General features: G+C 61.0%; 20 protein-coding genes. 9 read left to right on the forward strand and 11 right to left on the reverse strand.

All coding sequences use genetic code 11. The annotated features are described in order from the left end of the window. Positions 1–292: 292 nt before the first annotated feature. The gene (locus WDZ95_RS19575) at positions 293–1,225 is read right to left on the reverse strand and encodes a LysR substrate-binding domain-containing protein (protein WP_240936469.1); all 933 of its coding nucleotides are present in this window, start codon (positions 1,223–1,225) and stop codon (positions 293–295) included. A gap of 83 nt (positions 1,226–1,308) precedes the next feature. Here WDZ95_RS19575 and WDZ95_RS19580 point away from each other — a divergent pair, with 83 nt between their 5' ends. Continuing rightward, positions 1,309–2,052, forward strand: a complete 744-nt coding sequence (locus WDZ95_RS19580) for a sulfite exporter TauE/SafE family protein (protein ID WP_240936468.1) — start codon at positions 1,309–1,311, stop codon at positions 2,050–2,052. A gap of 6 nt (positions 2,053–2,058) precedes the next feature. Continuing rightward, positions 2,059–2,250, forward strand: a complete 192-nt coding sequence (locus WDZ95_RS19585; protein ID WP_425780933.1) for a hypothetical protein — start codon at positions 2,059–2,061, stop codon at positions 2,248–2,250. 509 nt (positions 2,251–2,759) lie between these two features. On the opposite strand, the gene WDZ95_RS19590 is transcribed toward WDZ95_RS19585, so the two are convergent. From WDZ95_RS19590 to WDZ95_RS19600, 3 genes are all read right to left on the reverse strand, one after another. Then, positions 2,760–3,227, reverse strand: a complete 468-nt coding sequence (locus tag WDZ95_RS19590) for a hypothetical protein (protein ID WP_425780935.1) — start codon at positions 3,225–3,227, stop codon at positions 2,760–2,762. A gap of 169 nt (positions 3,228–3,396) precedes the next feature. After that, positions 3,397–3,732 (reverse strand): SMI1/KNR4 family protein, encoded by a 336-nt coding sequence (locus WDZ95_RS19595; protein ID WP_166228088.1) that lies wholly within the window; start codon positions 3,730–3,732, stop codon positions 3,397–3,399. Between the two features lie 70 nt (positions 3,733–3,802). After that, positions 3,803–4,363, reverse strand: a complete 561-nt coding sequence (locus WDZ95_RS19600; RefSeq protein WP_166228086.1) for a hypothetical protein — start codon at positions 4,361–4,363, stop codon at positions 3,803–3,805. On the opposite strand from WDZ95_RS19600, the gene WDZ95_RS19605 reads away from it, so the two are divergent. After that, positions 4,362–4,625 carry a hypothetical protein gene (locus WDZ95_RS19605; RefSeq protein WP_166228084.1) on the forward strand — a complete coding sequence of 88 codons (264 nt, stop codon included), beginning with the start codon at positions 4,362–4,364 and terminating at the stop codon, positions 4,623–4,625. The genes WDZ95_RS19600 and WDZ95_RS19605 overlap by 2 nt on opposite strands. 452 nt (positions 4,626–5,077) lie before the next feature. Here the strand turns inward: WDZ95_RS19605 and WDZ95_RS19610 are convergent, their stop codons facing one another. From WDZ95_RS19610 to WDZ95_RS19625, 4 genes are all read right to left on the reverse strand, one after another. Further along, positions 5,078–5,533: a helix-turn-helix domain-containing protein gene (locus WDZ95_RS19610; protein ID WP_425780938.1), complete on the reverse strand. Its 456-nt coding sequence runs from the start codon at positions 5,531–5,533 to the stop codon at positions 5,078–5,080. Positions 5,534–5,697: 164 nt separating this feature from the next. Next, entirely contained in the window at positions 5,698–6,117 is a 420-nt protein-coding gene (locus WDZ95_RS19615) for a hypothetical protein (RefSeq protein ID WP_425780940.1), read from the reverse strand. A 126-nt stretch (positions 6,118–6,243) separates the two neighbouring features. Then, positions 6,244–6,513, reverse strand: coding sequence for a hypothetical protein (locus WDZ95_RS19620; protein ID WP_425780942.1), 270 nt, complete (start codon positions 6,511–6,513; stop codon positions 6,244–6,246). Further along, positions 6,510–8,234, reverse strand: a complete 1,725-nt coding sequence (locus WDZ95_RS19625; protein ID WP_425780944.1) for a recombinase family protein — start codon at positions 8,232–8,234, stop codon at positions 6,510–6,512. The genes WDZ95_RS19620 and WDZ95_RS19625 overlap by 4 nt, the downstream gene beginning before the upstream one ends. 94 nt (positions 8,235–8,328) lie before the next feature. Here WDZ95_RS19625 and WDZ95_RS19630 point away from each other — a divergent pair, with 94 nt between their 5' ends. Genes WDZ95_RS19630 through WDZ95_RS19640 form a run of 3 tightly spaced genes read left to right on the forward strand, consistent with a single transcriptional unit; the run spans position 8,329 to position 10,870 of the window. Continuing rightward, positions 8,329–8,742 (forward strand): DUF3489 domain-containing protein, encoded by a 414-nt coding sequence (locus WDZ95_RS19630; protein WP_425780946.1) that lies wholly within the window; start codon positions 8,329–8,331, stop codon positions 8,740–8,742. Then, positions 8,739–9,119, forward strand: a complete 381-nt coding sequence (locus tag WDZ95_RS19635) for a DUF2924 domain-containing protein (RefSeq protein WP_425780947.1) — start codon at positions 8,739–8,741, stop codon at positions 9,117–9,119. The genes WDZ95_RS19630 and WDZ95_RS19635 overlap by 4 nt, the downstream gene beginning before the upstream one ends. Then, positions 9,119–10,870 (forward strand): recombinase family protein, encoded by a 1,752-nt coding sequence (locus WDZ95_RS19640; RefSeq protein WP_425780949.1) that lies wholly within the window; start codon positions 9,119–9,121, stop codon positions 10,868–10,870. Before WDZ95_RS19635 ends, WDZ95_RS19640 begins: the two co-directional genes overlap by 1 nt. 200 nt (positions 10,871–11,070) lie before the next feature. On the opposite strand, the gene WDZ95_RS19645 is transcribed toward WDZ95_RS19640, so the two are convergent. Then, positions 11,071–11,751, reverse strand: coding sequence for a hypothetical protein (locus tag WDZ95_RS19645; protein WP_425780951.1), 681 nt, complete (start codon positions 11,749–11,751; stop codon positions 11,071–11,073). 159 nt (positions 11,752–11,910) lie between these two features. Between WDZ95_RS19645 and WDZ95_RS19650 the strand changes: the two genes are divergently transcribed. Then, the gene (locus tag WDZ95_RS19650) at positions 11,911–12,156 is read left to right on the forward strand and encodes a helix-turn-helix domain-containing protein (RefSeq protein ID WP_425780953.1); all 246 of its coding nucleotides are present in this window, start codon (positions 11,911–11,913) and stop codon (positions 12,154–12,156) included. A gap of 328 nt (positions 12,157–12,484) precedes the next feature. Here the strand turns inward: WDZ95_RS19650 and WDZ95_RS19655 are convergent, their stop codons facing one another. Both WDZ95_RS19655 and WDZ95_RS19660 read right to left on the reverse strand, forming a co-directional pair. Continuing rightward, on the reverse strand, positions 12,485–13,168 hold the full coding sequence (locus WDZ95_RS19655; RefSeq protein ID WP_425780955.1) for a hypothetical protein: 684 nt from the start codon (positions 13,166–13,168) through the stop codon (positions 12,485–12,487). A gap of 11 nt (positions 13,169–13,179) precedes the next feature. Then, a complete protein-coding gene (locus tag WDZ95_RS19660) occupies positions 13,180–14,064 on the reverse strand; it encodes a DNA-processing protein DprA (RefSeq protein WP_425780957.1) in 885 nt (294 codons plus the stop codon). Positions 14,065–14,506: 442 nt separating this feature from the next. Here WDZ95_RS19660 and WDZ95_RS19665 point away from each other — a divergent pair, with 442 nt between their 5' ends. Both WDZ95_RS19665 and WDZ95_RS19670 read left to right on the forward strand, forming a co-directional pair. Continuing rightward, entirely contained in the window at positions 14,507–15,967 is a 1,461-nt protein-coding gene (locus WDZ95_RS19665) for an SMEK domain-containing protein (RefSeq protein ID WP_425780959.1), read from the forward strand. Next, the gene (locus tag WDZ95_RS19670) at positions 15,964–17,385 is read left to right on the forward strand and encodes an argonaute/piwi family protein (protein ID WP_425780961.1); all 1,422 of its coding nucleotides are present in this window, start codon (positions 15,964–15,966) and stop codon (positions 17,383–17,385) included. The genes WDZ95_RS19665 and WDZ95_RS19670 overlap by 4 nt, the downstream gene beginning before the upstream one ends. Positions 17,386–18,165: the final 780 nt, after the last annotated feature.

Genomic DNA, 18,165 nt, shown 5'->3' on the forward strand with positions numbered 1-18,165 from the left:
CCGCAGCGGCTGACAGTGAGCAACTTCTGGTTAAACGAGAGCACGTGTTCCCGCGGGGATTTTCCGCACCGTCCCATAAACGGATCCGCGACCTCCTTCTTTCCGCTGTGAGGTAGCACGCTACCTGAACGAATTGGACCGTTCACCGGTTGCGATGAATGGCGATGCGGTTGATCAGAGGCTCGTGGCGAGGATCCCTACTTCTTGAATATCGGATTGGTGCCGCCGCAGCTAGACTTCCGCAATCGGCCAGAAGCAGTCGTTCCCCATGACCCGACCATGCGTCCTAGAGTCATCGACCAATGAGCGTCGGTTGCATCTTCAGCAGCGCATCGGCCAGAGCGCATACGCTGGAGAGCCCACTCCCTGCGGGGGTCATGCAAACGAGCAGTTTTCTGCGAGACCAAGCATCTGACAGTGGGACGATGCGGGTACCGTCCATGCCAAAGCGCGCGGCAGCGCTCTCGGGCATGACCGCCGCCCCCACGCCCGCAGCGACCAGTTCGGCCACAGCGTCAAAGCCGCCCAGACGTACTCGATGGCGCGGAACGCGGCCACTGCGGCTGGCCTGGGCCGCCAGAAAGCGGCTGAGTCCACTGTCCCAGGCCAAGCCCACCAAGGGGTGCTCGAGCAATTCGCCATAGGCTATCGAGCGGCGGCGGCCCAGCGACCAGTGCTCTGGCCACAGCACCACCAGACGGTCATCGACCCAAGGTTGCGCCAGCAGCCCGGAAGTATCGACGTGATCGGCGACGATGCCCAGCTCGGCCGTGCCACGGCGCAAGGCGTCAATGACCGCCTCGCTCGGTAGCTCTTGCACGTCCACATCGAGGTCAGGGGTCTTCACCAGAAACTGTCCGATCGTGCGCGGCAGCGTCTCGGTCATGGCGGCCGTGTTACACAGCAGCCGAACCGTACCGCGCAAGCCATGGCCAAAGCTCGCCATCTCCACATGCAGCGATTCGAGCTCAGCCAGCACGCGATTGGCGTGGCGCAGCAAAGCGCGTCCCGCATCGGTGGGCGCCGCACCGGACTTGGAGCGCTCGAGCAGGTGCGATCCGGTCGCGTCCTCCAGAGCCTTGAGGCGCGCACTCGCGGCAGCCAGCGAGAGGTTCACGGCCGAAGCAGCAGCTGTGATAGTTCCATGCGCCACGACAGCGGCAAACAGATGCAGGTCAAACGGATCGATGCGGTAATCGGTGGTACGGCGCTTGGCGGTGCTCATGGTGGCCATCCTACGGAATTCACGAAGGATGTGTTCGCGACTGCACGATGGACAGCACATGCGCTGTGCCGGCACCATCGGGCATGGACATGTTGCAGCTCTTGATGGTGGTCATGGTCTTTGTGCTCGCTGGCAGCGTAAAGGGCATCACCGGCATGGGGCTGCCCACGGTGGCCATCAGCTTGCTGGGCTTGTGGATGCCACCGGTGCAAGCGGCTGCGCTGCTCGTGATCCCCTCGTTGGCGACCAACGTCGCGCAGTGCCGTGGCCCTCACCTGCGCGCGCTCGCTGCCCGGCTGTGGCCAGGCTGGCTGGCGATAGCGATCGTGACCGTCAGCGCACCGGGTCTTGGAGGAGCCGTTTCTGCGCAAGTGGCCAGGGGCTGGCTCGGCGGCATCCTCGTGGCCTATGGCCTTTGGGGCCTGTGGCGACCCCGCCTGCCCGATCTTTCGCTTTCGAGCAAATGGCTCGGCCTGCTTGCAGGCACGACCACCGGGTTTGTCACGGCCCTCACGGCTGTCTTTGTCTTGCCTTGGGTTCCCTACTTGCAGACGCTGAGGCTGAGCAAGGATGAGATGGTGCAAGCGTTGGGGCTGTCATTCACCGTTGCCACCCTCTCACTCGCAGTGAGAATACAGATGTCCGCGCCGCTCGGGTCCGTCTCGTCGTCCGTTGCCATCGCGGTGTGCGGGGCTTTGCTCGGTGCATTCGGCGGACTCAGGCTTGGGGAGGTGCTTCGCGGCCGCCTCGCCGGCCCAGCGTTCCAAAAGGCACTTTTCATCGTTTTCATCGGTCTGGGCGCAGCCAACCTGGTCCAGGCCCACTGACAGACCATGAGCGGACAACCGGAGCTGCTTGCGGCCGCCGCCCTGCTGGAGCGGGCTTACCGGCTGGCTCATGTGCTGCAAGGCGAAGCTTGGCTTGACATCGAGAGCCGGCAGTTCGTTGTGAACGAGCTGGTCGAGGTGCTGGATGAGGCTCGTGTCGCGCTTCTTGCTGCAAACGGCTTGCCTGGACCGGTCTGACTTACACTGGAAATTGCTGGCGGAAAGCTGCCTTGGGTCGAAACTTGAAGCTAGGGTCGGAGTGAAGCGGTCACCGGCCTATGTAGGCTCACCTGGATCCGGCGACCTTCGAATCAACAGGCTGATTCATACCGACCTGCAGATCCTCAACAACGCCAGCCCAATCGGCGCCCTGCCGGACGGCATGACGATGGATCTGATGGGACAGGACGCAGACGGCAAAAGCTACAAACTGGCAGAGGGAGTTGTGCGTGACGGGCAGCTCCACTTTCGCAGACGACATCGAACGGCAGATCAGGCAGGTTCCTAGCTCCGACGACGCACCAGCTGACGAGTGATCGGATCAATGTCGGACAGCAGTCCGTCTGGCCTGCAGGCCAATGCCGATGCCAGAGTTGACCGACGCCTTCTAGAAGTACACCGGCGGAATGAGACTCCGTTGGACAGAGAGGGCGGGACAGAGCTGCGACCTGACGTCTGCTCTCGGCCAGGAGCTGTCATTGGCACCATCATTTCGACCCAAATGCCCGCGACATCGGGTAGGCAAGCCAAGTAAGAATTACGCCAAAAATAATTCCATAGCCCACACCCTCTTCCGGGGCGCTGGAGATGAAGTTAAAGACGTATATCGCGATTGCGATGGCCGCAAAAGCGAACGCAACCGCCCGACCTCGTTGCTTAGGGTCATGAGCTTTTAGAAAGGCGAGGAGCCAAGGCCAACTGCAGAAGCCGCCTATTAGCAGAAAGACGACAACAACTTCAATAAGGCTCTCGACCGCTTTCCCGGTAGCTACGAGCCGCATGTACGGTTGTGAGAAGAGACCTGCCCCCACCAGGCCGATGGATGCCACCCATGAAATGACGACGAACCAAGCCGACAGTGGGGGGCTTTGCCAGTCTTCCCGTTCGGAGGCGCGCCTTGGTTCATCGTTGACGTAGTAAACAATCCCAAGAAATTTGCGTTCGCTTTTTGACATCTTGGTTGACCTCCATCGGTTCCATCATGCTGCCAAGAATGCTGGTACGTCGAGAGGGTACTGCGCATACATAGCGCCTCGAAGCTCCACCTGTACCAACTGACCGCTTAGGGTAGGCAGCAAGGTCCGCTTCGGGCCCTGAGCCGCCGCTCAGTCTTCTCCGAAGCGGTCACTCGCCAAGTGCAGCTTCTCGCTTAAACCCTTTCGCAAGCGTAAGAAAGTCGCTCGCGACTTGGATCGCGGCGTCAGGTTCCATACCAATCGTGGGCAGCATGAATACTGCGCCATCTTTGTCGAAGGCAAACACTTCTCCACCGCCATTGCCTGCGAAAGCTACAAAGCCTGGGGCGTACAGCTCAACCTCTAGTTCCCTGTTGCCACTAGCCACCTCATCGGCGCCCCAAAGGATGATGTCATGGTCCCCCTTGGCAGTGGCCACGATGCCCTCAAACAGGCCGCTTGCGGCGACGTAAGCCCGATAAGCAGGCGGCAGTTCAATGGTCATCGGAGATGTCTCCTTGTGGCCGATGACCGTCATGCTAGCTAAGGCCGAGCTGGGCCCAAAGCAAACATACCTAGTCGCAAAACTGAAAGTAGACGTGGAATAGTCGATCCCATGGAGGTTCGCCAATACTGCGTTCGTCCGGTTCGAAATCGCTGGGGGCTGGCTGCATGAGGTACGCAGGAGAAAGAAGCGCAAAGGTTGTCTTCTCCAAAGCAGTTGCAATTCGACTGCGTCGCAGATCTGGCAGCACTTGCTCGAGCGTGACTAGGTTCTCGATGTCAAGCTGGTCATAGCCCCGCGAACTCCAAGTCCCATCCGGTCGAAGCGACTCACCCCAACCACCTTTCCCCAGAGCGACAACAGGCGCAAGTTTGTGAAAAAAGAGAAGTTGCCCTTCGTAGTTCACCCGCACCTCTCCGTTTTCAGAGTTTCGTCGAACGGCCTCTGCCGGCGAGTACACAAAGACGGACACGAAGCTATCGTACGAACCCATATCGACCAATGACCGAAGATCGGAATGGGAGTCAATTGCAGAGCAAAAGCGTGCGACTGCTTCATGACATTCATCTTCGCTTGTCGCGCTGAGCGGCTCCAGTGCACCGATCTTCAACAAAGTTCGTTCGTCGTACATGGATGTCTGCTTCTGGCCGAACGCGCGGCTAGACCGCACCTCGCAAAACTGCGGCGGCCACCTCGTATGCGAGCTGTTCTGCATCGCCGCGCCCTGGGTTGTCGCCTGGGACCACCTCAATGGCCTCGATCTCCAATACACCGTTGAACTCAGCGTTCGCTCGCCCAACACCCGCGAGGACCTCCTCTCGATGCGCCATCAAATCGAAACGAACGGCTGGGTCTTCACCCTCACTCAACAGACGAATCACATGTGGCCCTGACAAGGGAGCCTTCCCAAACCGGAGAGAGACCAAAACTGCAGTTGGCCCGGTGATGCGCTGAGCGCGGTACGAAACTGAGCGATGGACGTTCATTGGGTGGAGTTTGGCGAAGGTCCGCTACTGGCCGTTAGCGGAAGTCTACCGTGAGCGTTCAAGCACATAGAAATTTTCCGATGTCATAGAACGAAGCTAAGCCGTCGATGTAGTCGGTCAACGCATTGCCAAATGCGTTTGGTTCTGTCGTCTGTGAAGGCGGCAGATTTATGGTAGCGACGCTGATCCGATCACAGGCATAGCAATCGACTCATGAGCGCTTATTCCCCGATGCTTCGGGGCGCTATGTAGGAGCGCTCGTTTTCAGGGGTGCTGCATCTGCCTGGAGTCGGTGGCGCGCTTCAGTCGAAGCCGTCTGACTGCACCTGTTTGCAGATTCCCCGAGCTGTGTCCACGGATCAATGGCTGGATATGGAGAGCCGGCTCATCGCCTCTCGCTTACCGATTTTCTTGATCTCAAGGATCTTGTCTTGCTGGGCCGCACGCGGTGTTGTTTGACCGCTCTCCCACTTGTAGACCGACAAAGCAGATACCTCCAATAGGGCTGCCATCTGCGCTTGGGTCAGACCCAGTCGTTTGCGAATGGCGAGTAGCCCCTCAGCGGTATACCCAGCTGGTCGCCTACCACGACGCGTGCTTTGCGGTGCGGGACTTTCCTCGGCAGGCTTAGCTTTGCTCATCTGCCTGGCCAGTTGCTTCGTCGCGTCCTGCGTCGCTTTGAGCTCACGCTTGAGCGCTGCGATTTCACCGCGGTGTGACGCCACTGTCTTTCGCAAAAGCTGAATCTCGGATTTCAGCTCTTTGCGCGCCAGGCGTGCAATTTCGGACTTCAGGGTGCTTGCGAGGTTAGGCATATGGGCATGCTACTCGCCGAAGATTAAGAAGGCCATATTTGCATTGTGTTCTTTGGCGTTGAGACGAAGCGCCGGCATTGGTGCACAAACATCAGATCGAATCCAGGCAACCATGGCGCTCGACCCAACCGGTGATGTCGCCTCGCCCAAATCCCGCAAGAAGCTCAAACCCGCATCGCCGCCCAGGTCGTGGTCTTCGCATGTTCCGCGAAGTCCCTGCGCGTGACGCCTGTCTTGATCTTGCGGGTCCAAACCACCCCAGTGGGGAGCATGTAGGTCACGCCCACCTCGGGCGGCATGCCCGATGCGTCGAGATCGCTGCGGGTCGACTTTCTCTGCGTTGGCCGGCCAGCCATCGCATTCAGCTCGGCAAGCGTCTGCTCGGCCTCGATGCTGGTCATCATCTTCACCAGGTGCACCACAGCATCGCGCTTGGTCTTGCCCATGGTCTTGAGTTTGTCCGACAGGAAATTGAGCGTCGACTCGAATTCCTTCGTTGCTTGCTGCTGGGCCTGACGCAGCAATGCTTCGGCGCGCGCCTGAAGCTCCGCTGCACTCATCTGGGACAAATCGCTTTCAATCACGTGATTCTCTGTTTCGCCGCGTCTGGCGCTATAGCGTTCTCGGGAAAGTTCGCATTTTGACTTGGTGCCGGGGTACGGCCTGGCGAGAGTAGTCTTCCATCCGGAGTAACCTCCTCGTCCCCCGCACTAGTCGGCAAGCCCATCCTGGATGATTGCTGCAGCAATCTCCCCCGCGATTGCTTGTGCCGCGGCCCTCCACGACCATTCACCAGTGAGCTCTGACCCTTCAGTGGCTTCAAGTGCGATCGACAGTCGATCCTCAATTTCGGCACGAATGGCGGTGATCGATTGGACATCCACGTGTTGGCAGTTCTTGACTCGGTGAACGACAACTGCGTCAAGCGTCCGTTGGACGATGTCGCTAAAGGCTCTGGGGTCCAAGCCGTCTGCTTTCATGGTTGAACTGCGCAGTTTTGCGTTTCAAGCGGCTGCTCCCGGGGCCGACCAGCGTCTGTGGCTGAGGGGTTCAGCCGTGCAAGCTGCTTCTTGAGCTCACGCACGATCGCCCCAGGCGTGTAGAGCGCCTTGACAGCACTTGGCGGATCCTGATGAACCCATGGTGGCAAACGTCGAAACTCTTCCATGCTCGAAACGCCAAACCAGTGGGCTTTGGGTCCTAGATCCATGGCCGCGAAGATCACCAAATCGCCTGCAGGTAGGGACTTCTTGAGCAGCAGCCACCGGTTTCCCGCTTCCGAGGAGTGGGGCCAGCAAAGCTGAATTCTCGCTCGGAGGCCATTCTCAAGGATCAGAACCCGGCTCCTGGTGTGGGGAGTGCACTCGATGCCCTCACGCACGAGAAGCTTGACGAGGTCGTACTGAACCAGGTCGCCGATCGCTCGTGCCACCAGGATCTGCTTCAGGTGGTGTTCTCGCACCTTGCCAACGTCTCTGCCAGCCAGCCGCATGGCGGCTTGGAGCGAGCCGAACGCACGGTTGTACGTTTCCTTTGACGGCATCCCCGTTCTCTCAAGATCCACCTGGCTGAGCAGGGGGTTCTTCTCGAGTTGGCGTCGCAGCGCTTCAAGAAGCTGATCGTTGGTACGCCTCTTGAACCGACGTCGCTGCAGCTTGCACTGCACCGTGTCCCAGAGAGCTCGCGAGATGACTGGTTCGATCACACCGTCAGCACGCGTTTCGCGCTGATGGTTCTTCTTCTGTCGATAAGCTCTTCCCCAGACGAAGTTCCCTATGAACGCCTCGTTGCGCAGGAGCAATAAAACCGTGTCGTTCGTAAAGCGCTGACCGTTACCCGTGAGTACCCCTTCATATTGGAGCTGTCGTGCAACAGACTTGAGCGACCCGCCTTCTGCGGCGTACATCTGAAAAATCCGCCTCACCAAATCGACTTCCCATTGAGGTCCGTGTACCCAGGCGACCCGCTCGGCCTGCGAGCCTTTGGGTTGCTTTCGCCCGAGCAGGCGCCGCTTCCCCAGGCGATCTACTGCCACGCGCGTGAGTCCCAGCGGGGGCAGGGGCCCTACTTGGAAGCCGAGTCGAATGGCTCTGTCCTGGCCGTCGCGGCATTTCATGCCCAGCTCGCGTGAGTATTCGGCTGCCATCGCGCGCTTGATGGTTTTCAGAAGCGCAGTCATCGCGTCTTGCTTGGCGCCGAAGCTTTCTTTGACGTACACAACGGACACACCGTGCAGCCGGCAGGTGTATTCGTAGTAGGCGGCAGCATCGATGTCCTGAAACCGACCCCAGCGGCTGACGTCGTACACCAAGACAGTGTCAAAGGGCCTGGGGACCTCCATCACGTCGCGGATCAGGCGCTTCATGCCTTCTCGGTTGGTGATCCGGAGGCCGCTTTTGGCAGCGTCCTCGTAGACGTTAACCAGCTCGATCCCGTTGATGAGCGAGTAGTCCCGAATCGCATCGAGCTGCATGCCGATGGAGAGATCCTGGTGATCGGTGGACATGCGGACGTAAGCCGCTGCTCGCATGACCTTGGCGCTGTTGTCGGCTGCATCCATCGTCAGGCTCCGGTTGGTCAGTCGCTCACCATGATGCGCCGGAGTGCCGGAAATGGCGAGCTTGCTGCGATCTGCCAATCCGCGGGCGTATGCAGCACATTCATCAACGCGCCGCACATAGCAAGCGGTGCGTGGAATCATGACCAAACACCACGGCTACTGCCGATACGACTTGGGTCTTCGCTGATGCAGAGCGTTACTACCTGCGCGCCGCTGTTGGCGCAGGAGAACCTCAATGAAACGCGCTCTGTCGAAGACCAGTAAGCCAGCTTCCAAAGCCCCGGCCAAGGCCTCCCCCAAGGCCGCCGCCAAAACCCCTTCCAAGCCGAAGGCCCCTCAGGCCTCTGCTACCCGCCGCAGCCCTGCCAAGTCCGCTCGCCCTGCGGCCAAGCGCGCGCCCCAGAAACTCACTCCGACCCCCGTCGCTGCACCCCCCACCGGTACCAAGAAATCCCAGCTCATCGCCTTGCTGAGCTCCGGCGCCTCCATGGCCCAGATGACCGAGCTCACCGGCTGGCTCCCCCACACGGTGCGCGGCATGCTCAGCGGCTCACTCCGAAAACGTCTGGGCCTGAACGTGCAGCACAGCCTGCAAGACGGCGTTCGGGTCTACCGCATCGTTCCGGCCGGGGAGGCGGTGGCCCAATGAGTTTTCCGGCAGAGATCCTGACCGCCGAGCGCGACGTGCTCGTCTCGCGCTGGAAGGCCGCCTTCCACCGCGAGCCCCCGCCACGCGTGCACACCAGCCTCATGCGCCGGGTGCTCGCCTGGCAGGCGCAAATCGAGGCCAGCGGCACGAAGACGCCTTTTCAGTCACCGGCCCAGCCCCCGTCCCCTAAGGCAGCCCCGCTGCTGCCCCCAGGCACCCGCCTGCTGCGCGAGTGGCAGGGCGCCACCTACGAGGTGCTGGTCCTTGTGAATGGCTTCCAGTACGGCGGCAAGACCTACACGAGCCTCACCGCCATCGCCCGCACCATCACCGGCACGCCCTGGTCGGGCCCGGCGTTCTTCGGGGTCAAGCGCTGATGGCGTCGAAGTCATCTGCCAAGGCCCTGGCCGCCGGCGCGACCGGTACGAGTGGTGCTGTTGGCCAGATGGGTTTCCCGACGCTGGCTTGCGCCATCTACACCCGCAAATCCTCCGAAGAGGGCCTGGAGCAGGATTTCAACTCCCTTCACGCCCAGCGCGAGGCCTGTGAGGCCTTCGTGCTCAGCCAGAAAGGCTTGGGCTGGACGCTCAACCCCACCACCTACGACGACGGCGGGTTCTCCGGCGGGAACGTGGAGCGACCCGCGCTGAAGCGGCTGATCGCCGATGTGGAGGCCGGCAAGGTCAAGGTGATCGTGGTCTACAAGGTCGACCGGCTCACCCGATCGCTTGCTGATTTCGCGAAGCTGGTTGAACTCTTCGATGCCAAGGGGGTTTCCTTCGTCTCGGTCACCCAGCAGTTCAACACCACCACCTCCATGGGTCGGCTGACCCTGAACGTATTGCTCTCCTTCGCTCAGTTCGAGCGTGAGGTCACGGGAGAACGCATCCGGGACAAGATCGCCGCGTCCAAGCGCAAGGGCCTGTGGATGGGAGGCGTGCCTCCCGTGGGCTACCGAGCCAAAGGCCGGACCTTGGAGCCGGAGGCGCCGCACGCTGGGCGGATTGCCGAGATCTACTCGCTGTACCTGCAGCTCAACTGCGTGCGCAAGGTGGCGGCCGAGCTGCAGGCCCGTGGCTGGCTCACGCCCGCGCGGGAGAACAAGCGGGAGGGATTTGGGGGCAACAAGCCGTTCAGCCGGGGCCACCTGTACCGGATCCTGAGCAACCCCATCTACGTGGGCCTGCTCCCCCACCGAGGAGAAAACCACCCCGGCCAGCACCCGGCAATCGTGGAGCAGACGCTGTGGGACCAGGTGCAGCAGCGCCTGGAAGCCAACCGCCAGGGGCACAAGAGCCAGTCCAAGGCGGCAGCCCCCAGCCTGCTCAGCGGCAAGCTCTTCGACGAAACCGGGCGCAGGCTCATCCCGTCGCACACCCGCAAGGGCAAGAAGCGGTACCGGTACTACGTGACACCGGCCGACGACCCGGGTGAGCCGATCCGGCTGCCGGCCAATGAACTCGAGAAGCTGGTGGTCCGGGCGATCATGGAGTGGAGCGCGAGCGAAAAGCGGGTGCTCGATGCCGTGGGCTGGAAGGACGCCAAGCGGGCCCAGGAAGCGCTCACCGGTGCCAAGAAGCTGGGGCAGGCGATTCAGCATGAAGCCGGCACACAAATCGCCAAGGCGGTGCGCCGGGTGGAGGTGGTGCCTGAGGAGGTGCGCGTCACGCTGGACCTGGTGGGCTGCGGGGTGCTGAAGTCGGAGACGAAGTCAGAGACAAAGCCCGCGACCCAAAACGGAGCAGGGCAGGGGAGCACCACGATCTCAGTGCCAGCGAAGAGAAAGCGCTGCGGCATGGCGGTGCGGCTGGTGATCGGAGACAACGCCTCGGGGCAGACCACAAAGCGCGAGCCTGACCCGACGCTCGTGGCGCTGATGGCCAAGGGCAAGGCCTGGCTGCAGCAGTTCACTCGTGAAGGGCAGTCGATCGAGGAAATCGCCACGCGCGAGAAGTTCAGCGTGCGCTATGTGAATCGGGTGATCAACATCGCACTGCTGGCGCCAGACATCGTGCAGGCGATCGAGAAGGGTGAGCACCCCGAGGGGATCAATGCAACCAAGTTGCTAACCTCGGTGCCGTTGCCTGAGGCGTGGGCGGAGCAGAGGCAGGCTTTGGGGCTCCTGTAACGCGATCTCCCCTCGCATGGCTCGCCTGAAGAGCTGTTGCAAGGGAAGTCTATTTGCGCCGTTCCTTTGCCTGGGACAGGGCCTTGACCAATTTGAGTGCAAGGCGCTTGTTGTGCGGTGTCAGTGCACGAAAGAAGCCCATCAAGCATTCGGTTCTGCGGCCCTGGTCTGTCGCTGGGTCCGCAGAGGACCCTTGCTTCTTAGCGCTGGCCGGCATTCTCGCGCTGGCGGGTTGTCAGGCTCGCGGCAAGCGCAACCTTCATGTCCTCGACCACTGCCGCGTGCAGTTTCCCGCTCAGGTAAGCCTCACAGGGGTACTTCCGCTGCGTATCGGCCATCCAGACCTCATAAGCGCACGTGGGCGAGGGGATTCCTGTGCGCTCGAACTCGTCGTCTCGCACGAAGCCGCTCACGCCGTACCTGGTGGCGCCTTGGACCACAAATTGAGGTGTTGGATCGAAGGGGTGACCCACCATGACCAGGTAAGGCCCATCAATCTGTTGGGTGGCCACCAGCTCCGACATGCCAGCATTTCTGCGGGTGATATTGACCAGCCGCAGGTCGTCGACCACGGGAACCATACGAATGCCTGCAGCCTTGGCCGCAAAGTAAACCTCCCGGGTCACCGCGGCGTTGCGCTCTGCGAGGCGGCGCTTAACCTCGGCGACTCTGAGCCTGACCTGCTCCTCCTGTGCTCTGGTGTCCAGGAGGCCGCGCTGGGCGCGCACAGCGTCTGACAGGGGGTTGGCTGCCTGGGCCAAGAGCATTGGCGGCTGTAACTGACCGCCTGGCGTTCCCGCATGTGCGGAACTGAATGTGGTTGAGAGGCCGGGCCCAGCCGAGGTGGCAAGTGCAATGCAGAGCAGGAGATTGGTCTTCATCTGAGGAGCTTCGCTGTGGCGGTAGGTCGCCTCGCGAGCTCTTCAAGCGTCAGTCGCTCTCCGGCCCGGCGGCGCTCACTTAGCCTTGGGTTGAGGAAGCCCACTATATGTAGACGATCGTCCGTGGTCAAATAGTCGTACAAAACCAACGATCGCGGCATGCCCGCATCGTCTCCCCGTTACGCCGATGACCCAGCGCTGGTCGCGCTGGGCGCTGCCATCCGGCGCCTTCGAACGGCGCGGGGCATCTCGCAAGAGGAGCTCGCCCACCGCTGCGCCATCGACAGGGCCTACATGAGTTCGATCGAGCGCGGCAAGCAGAACGCTGGGGTGATGACGCTGTTGGGGATCGCGGCAGCGCTGGAGATCACGGCAGCGCAACTCCTGCACGAGGCGCAACTGTAGAGGTGTACCGCTGGCAGATGGTCAAGTCACTCAACTTGAGGACGCTCTGATCCTCACATTGAGGGTGCCTCGACGACCTTGACGAAACAGGATCTCGACCGGCGAATGGCAGTTCTGCAGCGGTTGCTGTCGTTCGGCGGCGTCCGTCAAACGTCGGGTATCGGTTAGAGAGCCGGCATTGACCCACAACGTCTTGCCGCGCGGGTGATTGGCGACCAACTTGCTAGATCAGACTGGCTGGTATGGCCTTGGGGGCGGGTCATACAGACCAAACGCCCCGAGTGGAGGTGGCTAAACGACGCTTGGAGGAACCTGAGACACGGCAGCGTCAAGTCAGTTCATCGAAGTCATCGAACGGGTTGGGAACGACGCGGCGGGCCACGAAGTTTCCAACCACCGGCACACCAGGAAAGTGTTTCGCCAGAAAGTTTGTCGCCGCGATGTAGTGAGCACCGGTGGTCAGCATGTCATCGAACAGGAAGTTCAGACTAGGCTGCTGCGCTGGCTTACCGGACATCGCGTCAAAAGACAGTTCGGCTAGAAGTTCGTCGGGCGTAGGCCTGCTGTCGGACTCATGGCTGGCCCCGTACTTTCCGCTGAATGTGAGGCAGTCGCGGATGTCGAGGGGAAGCTTGCAGTGATGGGCGATGCCCTTGAGGACCTCGACCATCCGAGGGTCGAACATCGGGTCGGTGCGCGCCTTCGATGGAGGGACGGGAATCAAAGCGACGCGATGCGACTGATGGATGTCTGGCCACTTCCAGAACTGTGCGAAGCTCCGAGCGACCTGATCGATCGCTTGCCCCTTGTAGCGCCAGTCGGCATGCCCCTGACGGTCCATCTTCTTCTTGAAGTTACTGATCAGCTGATTGGTCGCCGAAAAGTTCCAGCGCTTGCCACCAGTCCGTTCGTAGGGGGTGTACTCGCCCCAGAAGTAGCAGCGCGCCGACGCAGGCAAGTGATGGTGATCAGGCCGTTCACGATCGCCGACAACCGTGAGGCGCTTCGGCATCGGGTCCATGCCTACCCCAGCACACGCAGAATGTCTTCGAACTCCCGCACTCGGATGGCCCCAAGCTTTTCGAACTTCGCAGGCCAGGTGATCGCCGGATTCTGGAAATTACTTTCCAGGATGAACAGCTTTCGGCCCTGGTCCAGCGCAGCCTGAGCCTGGATCAGCGTCCCCGAAGTCTCGCTCGCCTCGACGATGATCGTTGCTTCGGAGAGCGCGGACATCGTCTTATTTCGTTCAGGGAAGAAGAAGCGATTACCCTTCCAGGTCTGTGCCATGTAGCGAAGTACCGGCACCTGACTGACGAGCAAAAACTCCTCAGCGATCCGCCGCTGCAGATCGGCGTTTTCCTTCGGGTACACCTCCGAGATCGGCGTACCGATCACGGCGATCGTGCGCCCCCCCGCCTCGATCGCGGTCGTGTGAGCGATGGTGTCGACGCCCTCGGCCAATCCGGAGACGACCGTGAAATCGTGTTCGACGAGCGCGCGAACCAGTTTGCGCGTTCGCGCGGCGCCCTCGGGCGACACCTTGCGGGTGCCCACGACGGCCACCCGAAGCGGGGCTTCTGCAAGCTCCCATGAACCCAGGAAGTACAGAACCTCGATCGGTTCCGACGCATCACGCAGGCGCGCGGGGTAGTCGAAGGTGCCATTGATCCGCACCCCAAAGCGCTTGATGCCGCGAGCCGAGAACTGCTGGAGAACCTCCTGCGCCGCCTGCTGGGCAAGATCGTCGTCAACGAGGTCGGAGGGTAGCTGACCAGGGTGAGCGTCGAACAGCTGCGCCAGCTTCTTGGTGCTGGTGTTCGGCTGCTTCCATAGGTACTCGTACGCCCCGATCTCGGCGAGCGTGTCGACTGGCTTGTTCGCCAGGAACTCAGGCCACGCGCCCATGATGTCCTCTCAATCTCATGTCCGCAGCGCTCGGCCGCTTGCGGCGCTCCTACCAAACCTGCTGCTGTTCGTCCAAATGTACCCGCCCAAGTGATCTCTCTCGCGGGAAGACCGCGCGGTACATGCACACCAGGGCGTCGCGCAGGTCGACGGCACGAGCGACGGCGCCCAGCCGGAACTGGACAAGCATACAGCCTTCGCTGCTAGACTGTGTACAGACCAACCGCAAAGCCGCTGAAGGCCGTGAGGCTTCCAGCGGAGGCTTGTGATCGCGAGGGGAGGCGCTGGAGCCGTTGTTCCTGGACCCGTTCGCCGGACCTGGCGAGCTATGCGTCCGTCCGGTGCGCTGGGCGTCGTCGGTGGTGCGTCACCCAGCGCGCGAGGATTGCTCGTAGCCGCGTGACCGACACTGTTCTGAAGAAGATCTGCAGGGAAGACACGCATGAAACACCTCGATCTACTCAACGAGTTTCGGGTCGCGATGTCGCAACTGGCGACACAGGTCGAGGCCGCATCTGCCATGCAGATGTACGACATCAATAAGGTGTCCGAGAACCTCGTTCTCGGCGTCCTGCGCGAGCTGTATGGGTGGAGGCATCTCCGGAACCTGAACTCGACCGAGCGCGCGAACTTCCCCGGCATCGACCTTGCGGATGATGTGGCCGGCGTCGGCATCCAAGTCACCGCGACGCCCACGCTCGACAAAATCAAATCCACCATCGACACCTTCCTGGCGCACGGCCTCGACAAGAAGTACAAGCGCGTCGTCGTCTACGTCCTGGGCCGCAAGCAGGCTACCTACTCCCAGGAAGCTATCGACCGCGCGGCAAACGGTCGGCTGCGGTTCGACGCCGGCAAGGATATCCTGGACCACCGTGACGTGTGCGGTGTCGCGCCCGACGCGGACCCGAAGCAACTGATCGCAGCCCTGGAGGTGGTTCGGACATACATGCGCGGCGGAGTGGCAAAGGGACTTGGTGAAGAGGACTTCAACCCGCCCACGGCAGCAATCGAGCGCGTTAACCTGAACCTCGTCGAGGTCTACTTCCCCTCGACCTTGTACATCGCAGACCTGAACGATGACCTTGAGCCCTTCAAAGCGAAGAAGGTGCGCAACGAGAGGAAGACGTTCGGCGAAGCCGTCAGGGGCCTGAACCTGCGCGTACCCTCGGACTACGAAGTATCGGGGCGCCAGCTGATCACGTTTCATCCGCTTGACGACACGGGCGGTCCGTTTGCAAAGCTGATCGAGCTGGGTACGGTGACGCCACTGCAGGCGCGCGAGTTCTACGGAGCAAACGAGGATCGCGAGCGCATCTTCAAGTCTCTGCTTCGGTTTACGCTGCAGCAGAAGCTCTACAAGCACGGCGTGCGGTGGATGCACGAGGACAGTCTCTTCATTTTCGTACCGTGGGCCGACGGTGACCTGCTCCGCGAGGAGACCTGGTACGGCCAGCGAGCGTCAAAGCGCGCGGTCTATGAGCGCAAGCTCAACAGGAAGGACCCCAACAAGACCTTCCTGTGCAAGCACCTAGCATTCGCAGCTGATTTCATCTTCAGCGAAGGTAGGTGGTACGTCGCCCTCACGCCCGATTGGTACTTCAGCTACGGTGAAAACTTCAGACGATCCGCGTTCGCCGACGCGAACCTGAGCTGGCTCAAGCGCAAGGAGGTCAATAGCACCGTTGCCGGGCACTTCCGATTCCTCGCTTCTTGGTTGTCGAAGTTGGATCAGGACGATCTGTTCGAGTCCATCAGGTCTCCAGCAGCGACCTTGTCACTCGGGGAGACGGTTGCCTTCTCGAACCATCCCGCGCTACCCGACGACACGTGGCTTCCACTGCGAGACGACTCCGACGACGATGAGGAAGCAAAGAACACAGGCCTGTTCGAGACGCTATGAAACTTGAACACATCGACGAGCCTCGGCTTCGCTTCCAGAGCGGCGAGCACATCTGTCCGCGACGCGGCATCACGGCGTACGGCGCCTTCGACCGTTCCATGGGAACGAGGCGAACCGATGTCATCGTGGGAAGCGTCGGGAGCGCAACCTGCAACGAGGCGCTAGATCGCTGGGTGACGAGGTGCGCGTCCGAGATTCCCGGGATGGAGAACGCCAGGCAGCCAAACCTCCGCGTCATGTTCCCAGGCATGAACTTGGGACACGGCTTCGATGCGACGCTCAAGTTCAGCCAAGACCTGGCGCGGACGATCAAGACGCGCGAGGTCGATGAGATCGTGGCGATCGCAGATCGGCGGACGCGAGTCACCAAGGCGATCGAGCTGTACTACGAGCACATCAAGTTTCTCGCGCAGAACCGCCCAGTGGATGTCGTGGTCTGCGTCATGCCCGAGGCGCTGTTCAAGGTTATCTCGACCGACGAGCGCGGCCCAGCAGAAGAAACGCTGGAGGCCAGCGTCGAAGTGGCTTCCGAGCTGAACTTCCGTCGTGCGCTGAAGGCGCGGGCCATGCATCTCGGCAAGCCGCTTCAGTTGATCCGTGCAGCTTCGCTTGAAAGCAACAAGCGTGGCCAGCAGGACGATGCCACCAAGGCATGGAACTTCTGCACTGCGCTGTACTACAAGGCCGGACCGCGAGTTCCTTGGAAGCTCCAAACCGATGATCGCCGGCCAAGCTCGTGCGCAGTGGGGATCGCCTTCTACCGAAGCCGCGACCGGCAGGTGCTGAACACGAGCCTGGCGCAGATATTCGATGAACTTGGCAACGGGCTCATCCTGCGAGGTACGCCGGTTGACATGTCACGGGACGATCGCACCCCACACCTCAGTGCCAATCAGGCGTACGACCTGTTGACTGCGGCACTCAACGAGTACCGTGTGGCGCTGCGAGCCTATCCAGCGCGGATCGTAGTCCACAAGTCGTCCAACTTCTCGGCGGACGAGATCGCCGGGCTGACGCGGGCGGCGAACGACCTGAGGATCGACACCGTCGACTTGGTCACCGTGATGGACTCTAAGCTGCGGCTGTTCCGAGAAGGCAACTATCCACCGTACCGTGGCACTCGCATTGCAATGGACGCGGACCGTCACATCCTCTATACGCGCGGGTCGGTTTGGTACTACCAGACCTACACGGGGCTCTACATACCGCAGCCGATCGAGCTTCGAATCGTTCGCTCGGAGGAGTCGCCGTCTTTCATCGCCCGCGAAATCCTGGGCCTGACCAAGATGAACTGGAACAACACGCAGTTCGATGGCAAGTACCCGGTCACGCTTGGGTGCGCGCGCAAGGTGGGCGAGATCATGAAGTACCTAGAAGACGGCGACTCGCCACAGATTCGGTACGGGTTCTACATGTAGTTCGCTGTCCTCCAACCGTGTTGCTGGCCTTGCAGCGGCAACGGCGGGCGCTCCTTTGGCGAAAGGAGCAGGCGGGACAAGTAGATGTGGCGATCGCGGTGACGACGAACCATTTGCGATGCGACGTTTGGAGTCAGTCGCCACACAGAGCGGAACAAGCGAGTCGGTGACGGGTACATCTACGAACCATTTCAGGACTTGGTCCTCAGTGCAGCATGAACGTTGTTCAGCCTCATGCGCCTGGTCGAGAATTCACTTCAGAACACCGATGCGAAGCGGGTCATTGAGGCGATGGAACTAGGCATGCAGCGAGCCAGGTCTTACGCCCGCGAGGCGCGCCATCTCCGGACTCTGATGAACGCTGAAAAGTACTGAGCTGGCTGCGGATGCTGGAAAGCAGGACTCAAACAAATGGGGGGTTCCAAGCGGCGATCAAGGGCCGGTATTAGCGGCAGTGGTCGGTCAGACGCCGAACGGCGAATGACTCAGATCAGTCTGAAGCTGTCACCGCATGAGCATCACTGAGACACCACGGCATACACATAGCCCATTACTGCTCTTCGGCAAGCGCCTTTCGCGTTGTAGTGTCACGAACTGACGATCATGCGGGGCGGACTTCCTCCAGGTCGGCTCTAGACTGACTGCAGACGTTCAACCCGGTGGAGCGCGTGACGGCTGGTGCGTACAAAGGAGACGCTTGTGGTAGGCGCGGGCACACACGTTGTGCTCATTCTCGGCGCCTGTTCCTGAAACGTCCTTCATTAAGCAGTGCTAGACGAA

This window comes from Hydrogenophaga sp. T2 (assembly GCF_049843535.1).
Lineage (GTDB): Bacteria > Pseudomonadota > Gammaproteobacteria > Burkholderiales > Burkholderiaceae_C > Hydrogenophaga > Hydrogenophaga crocea.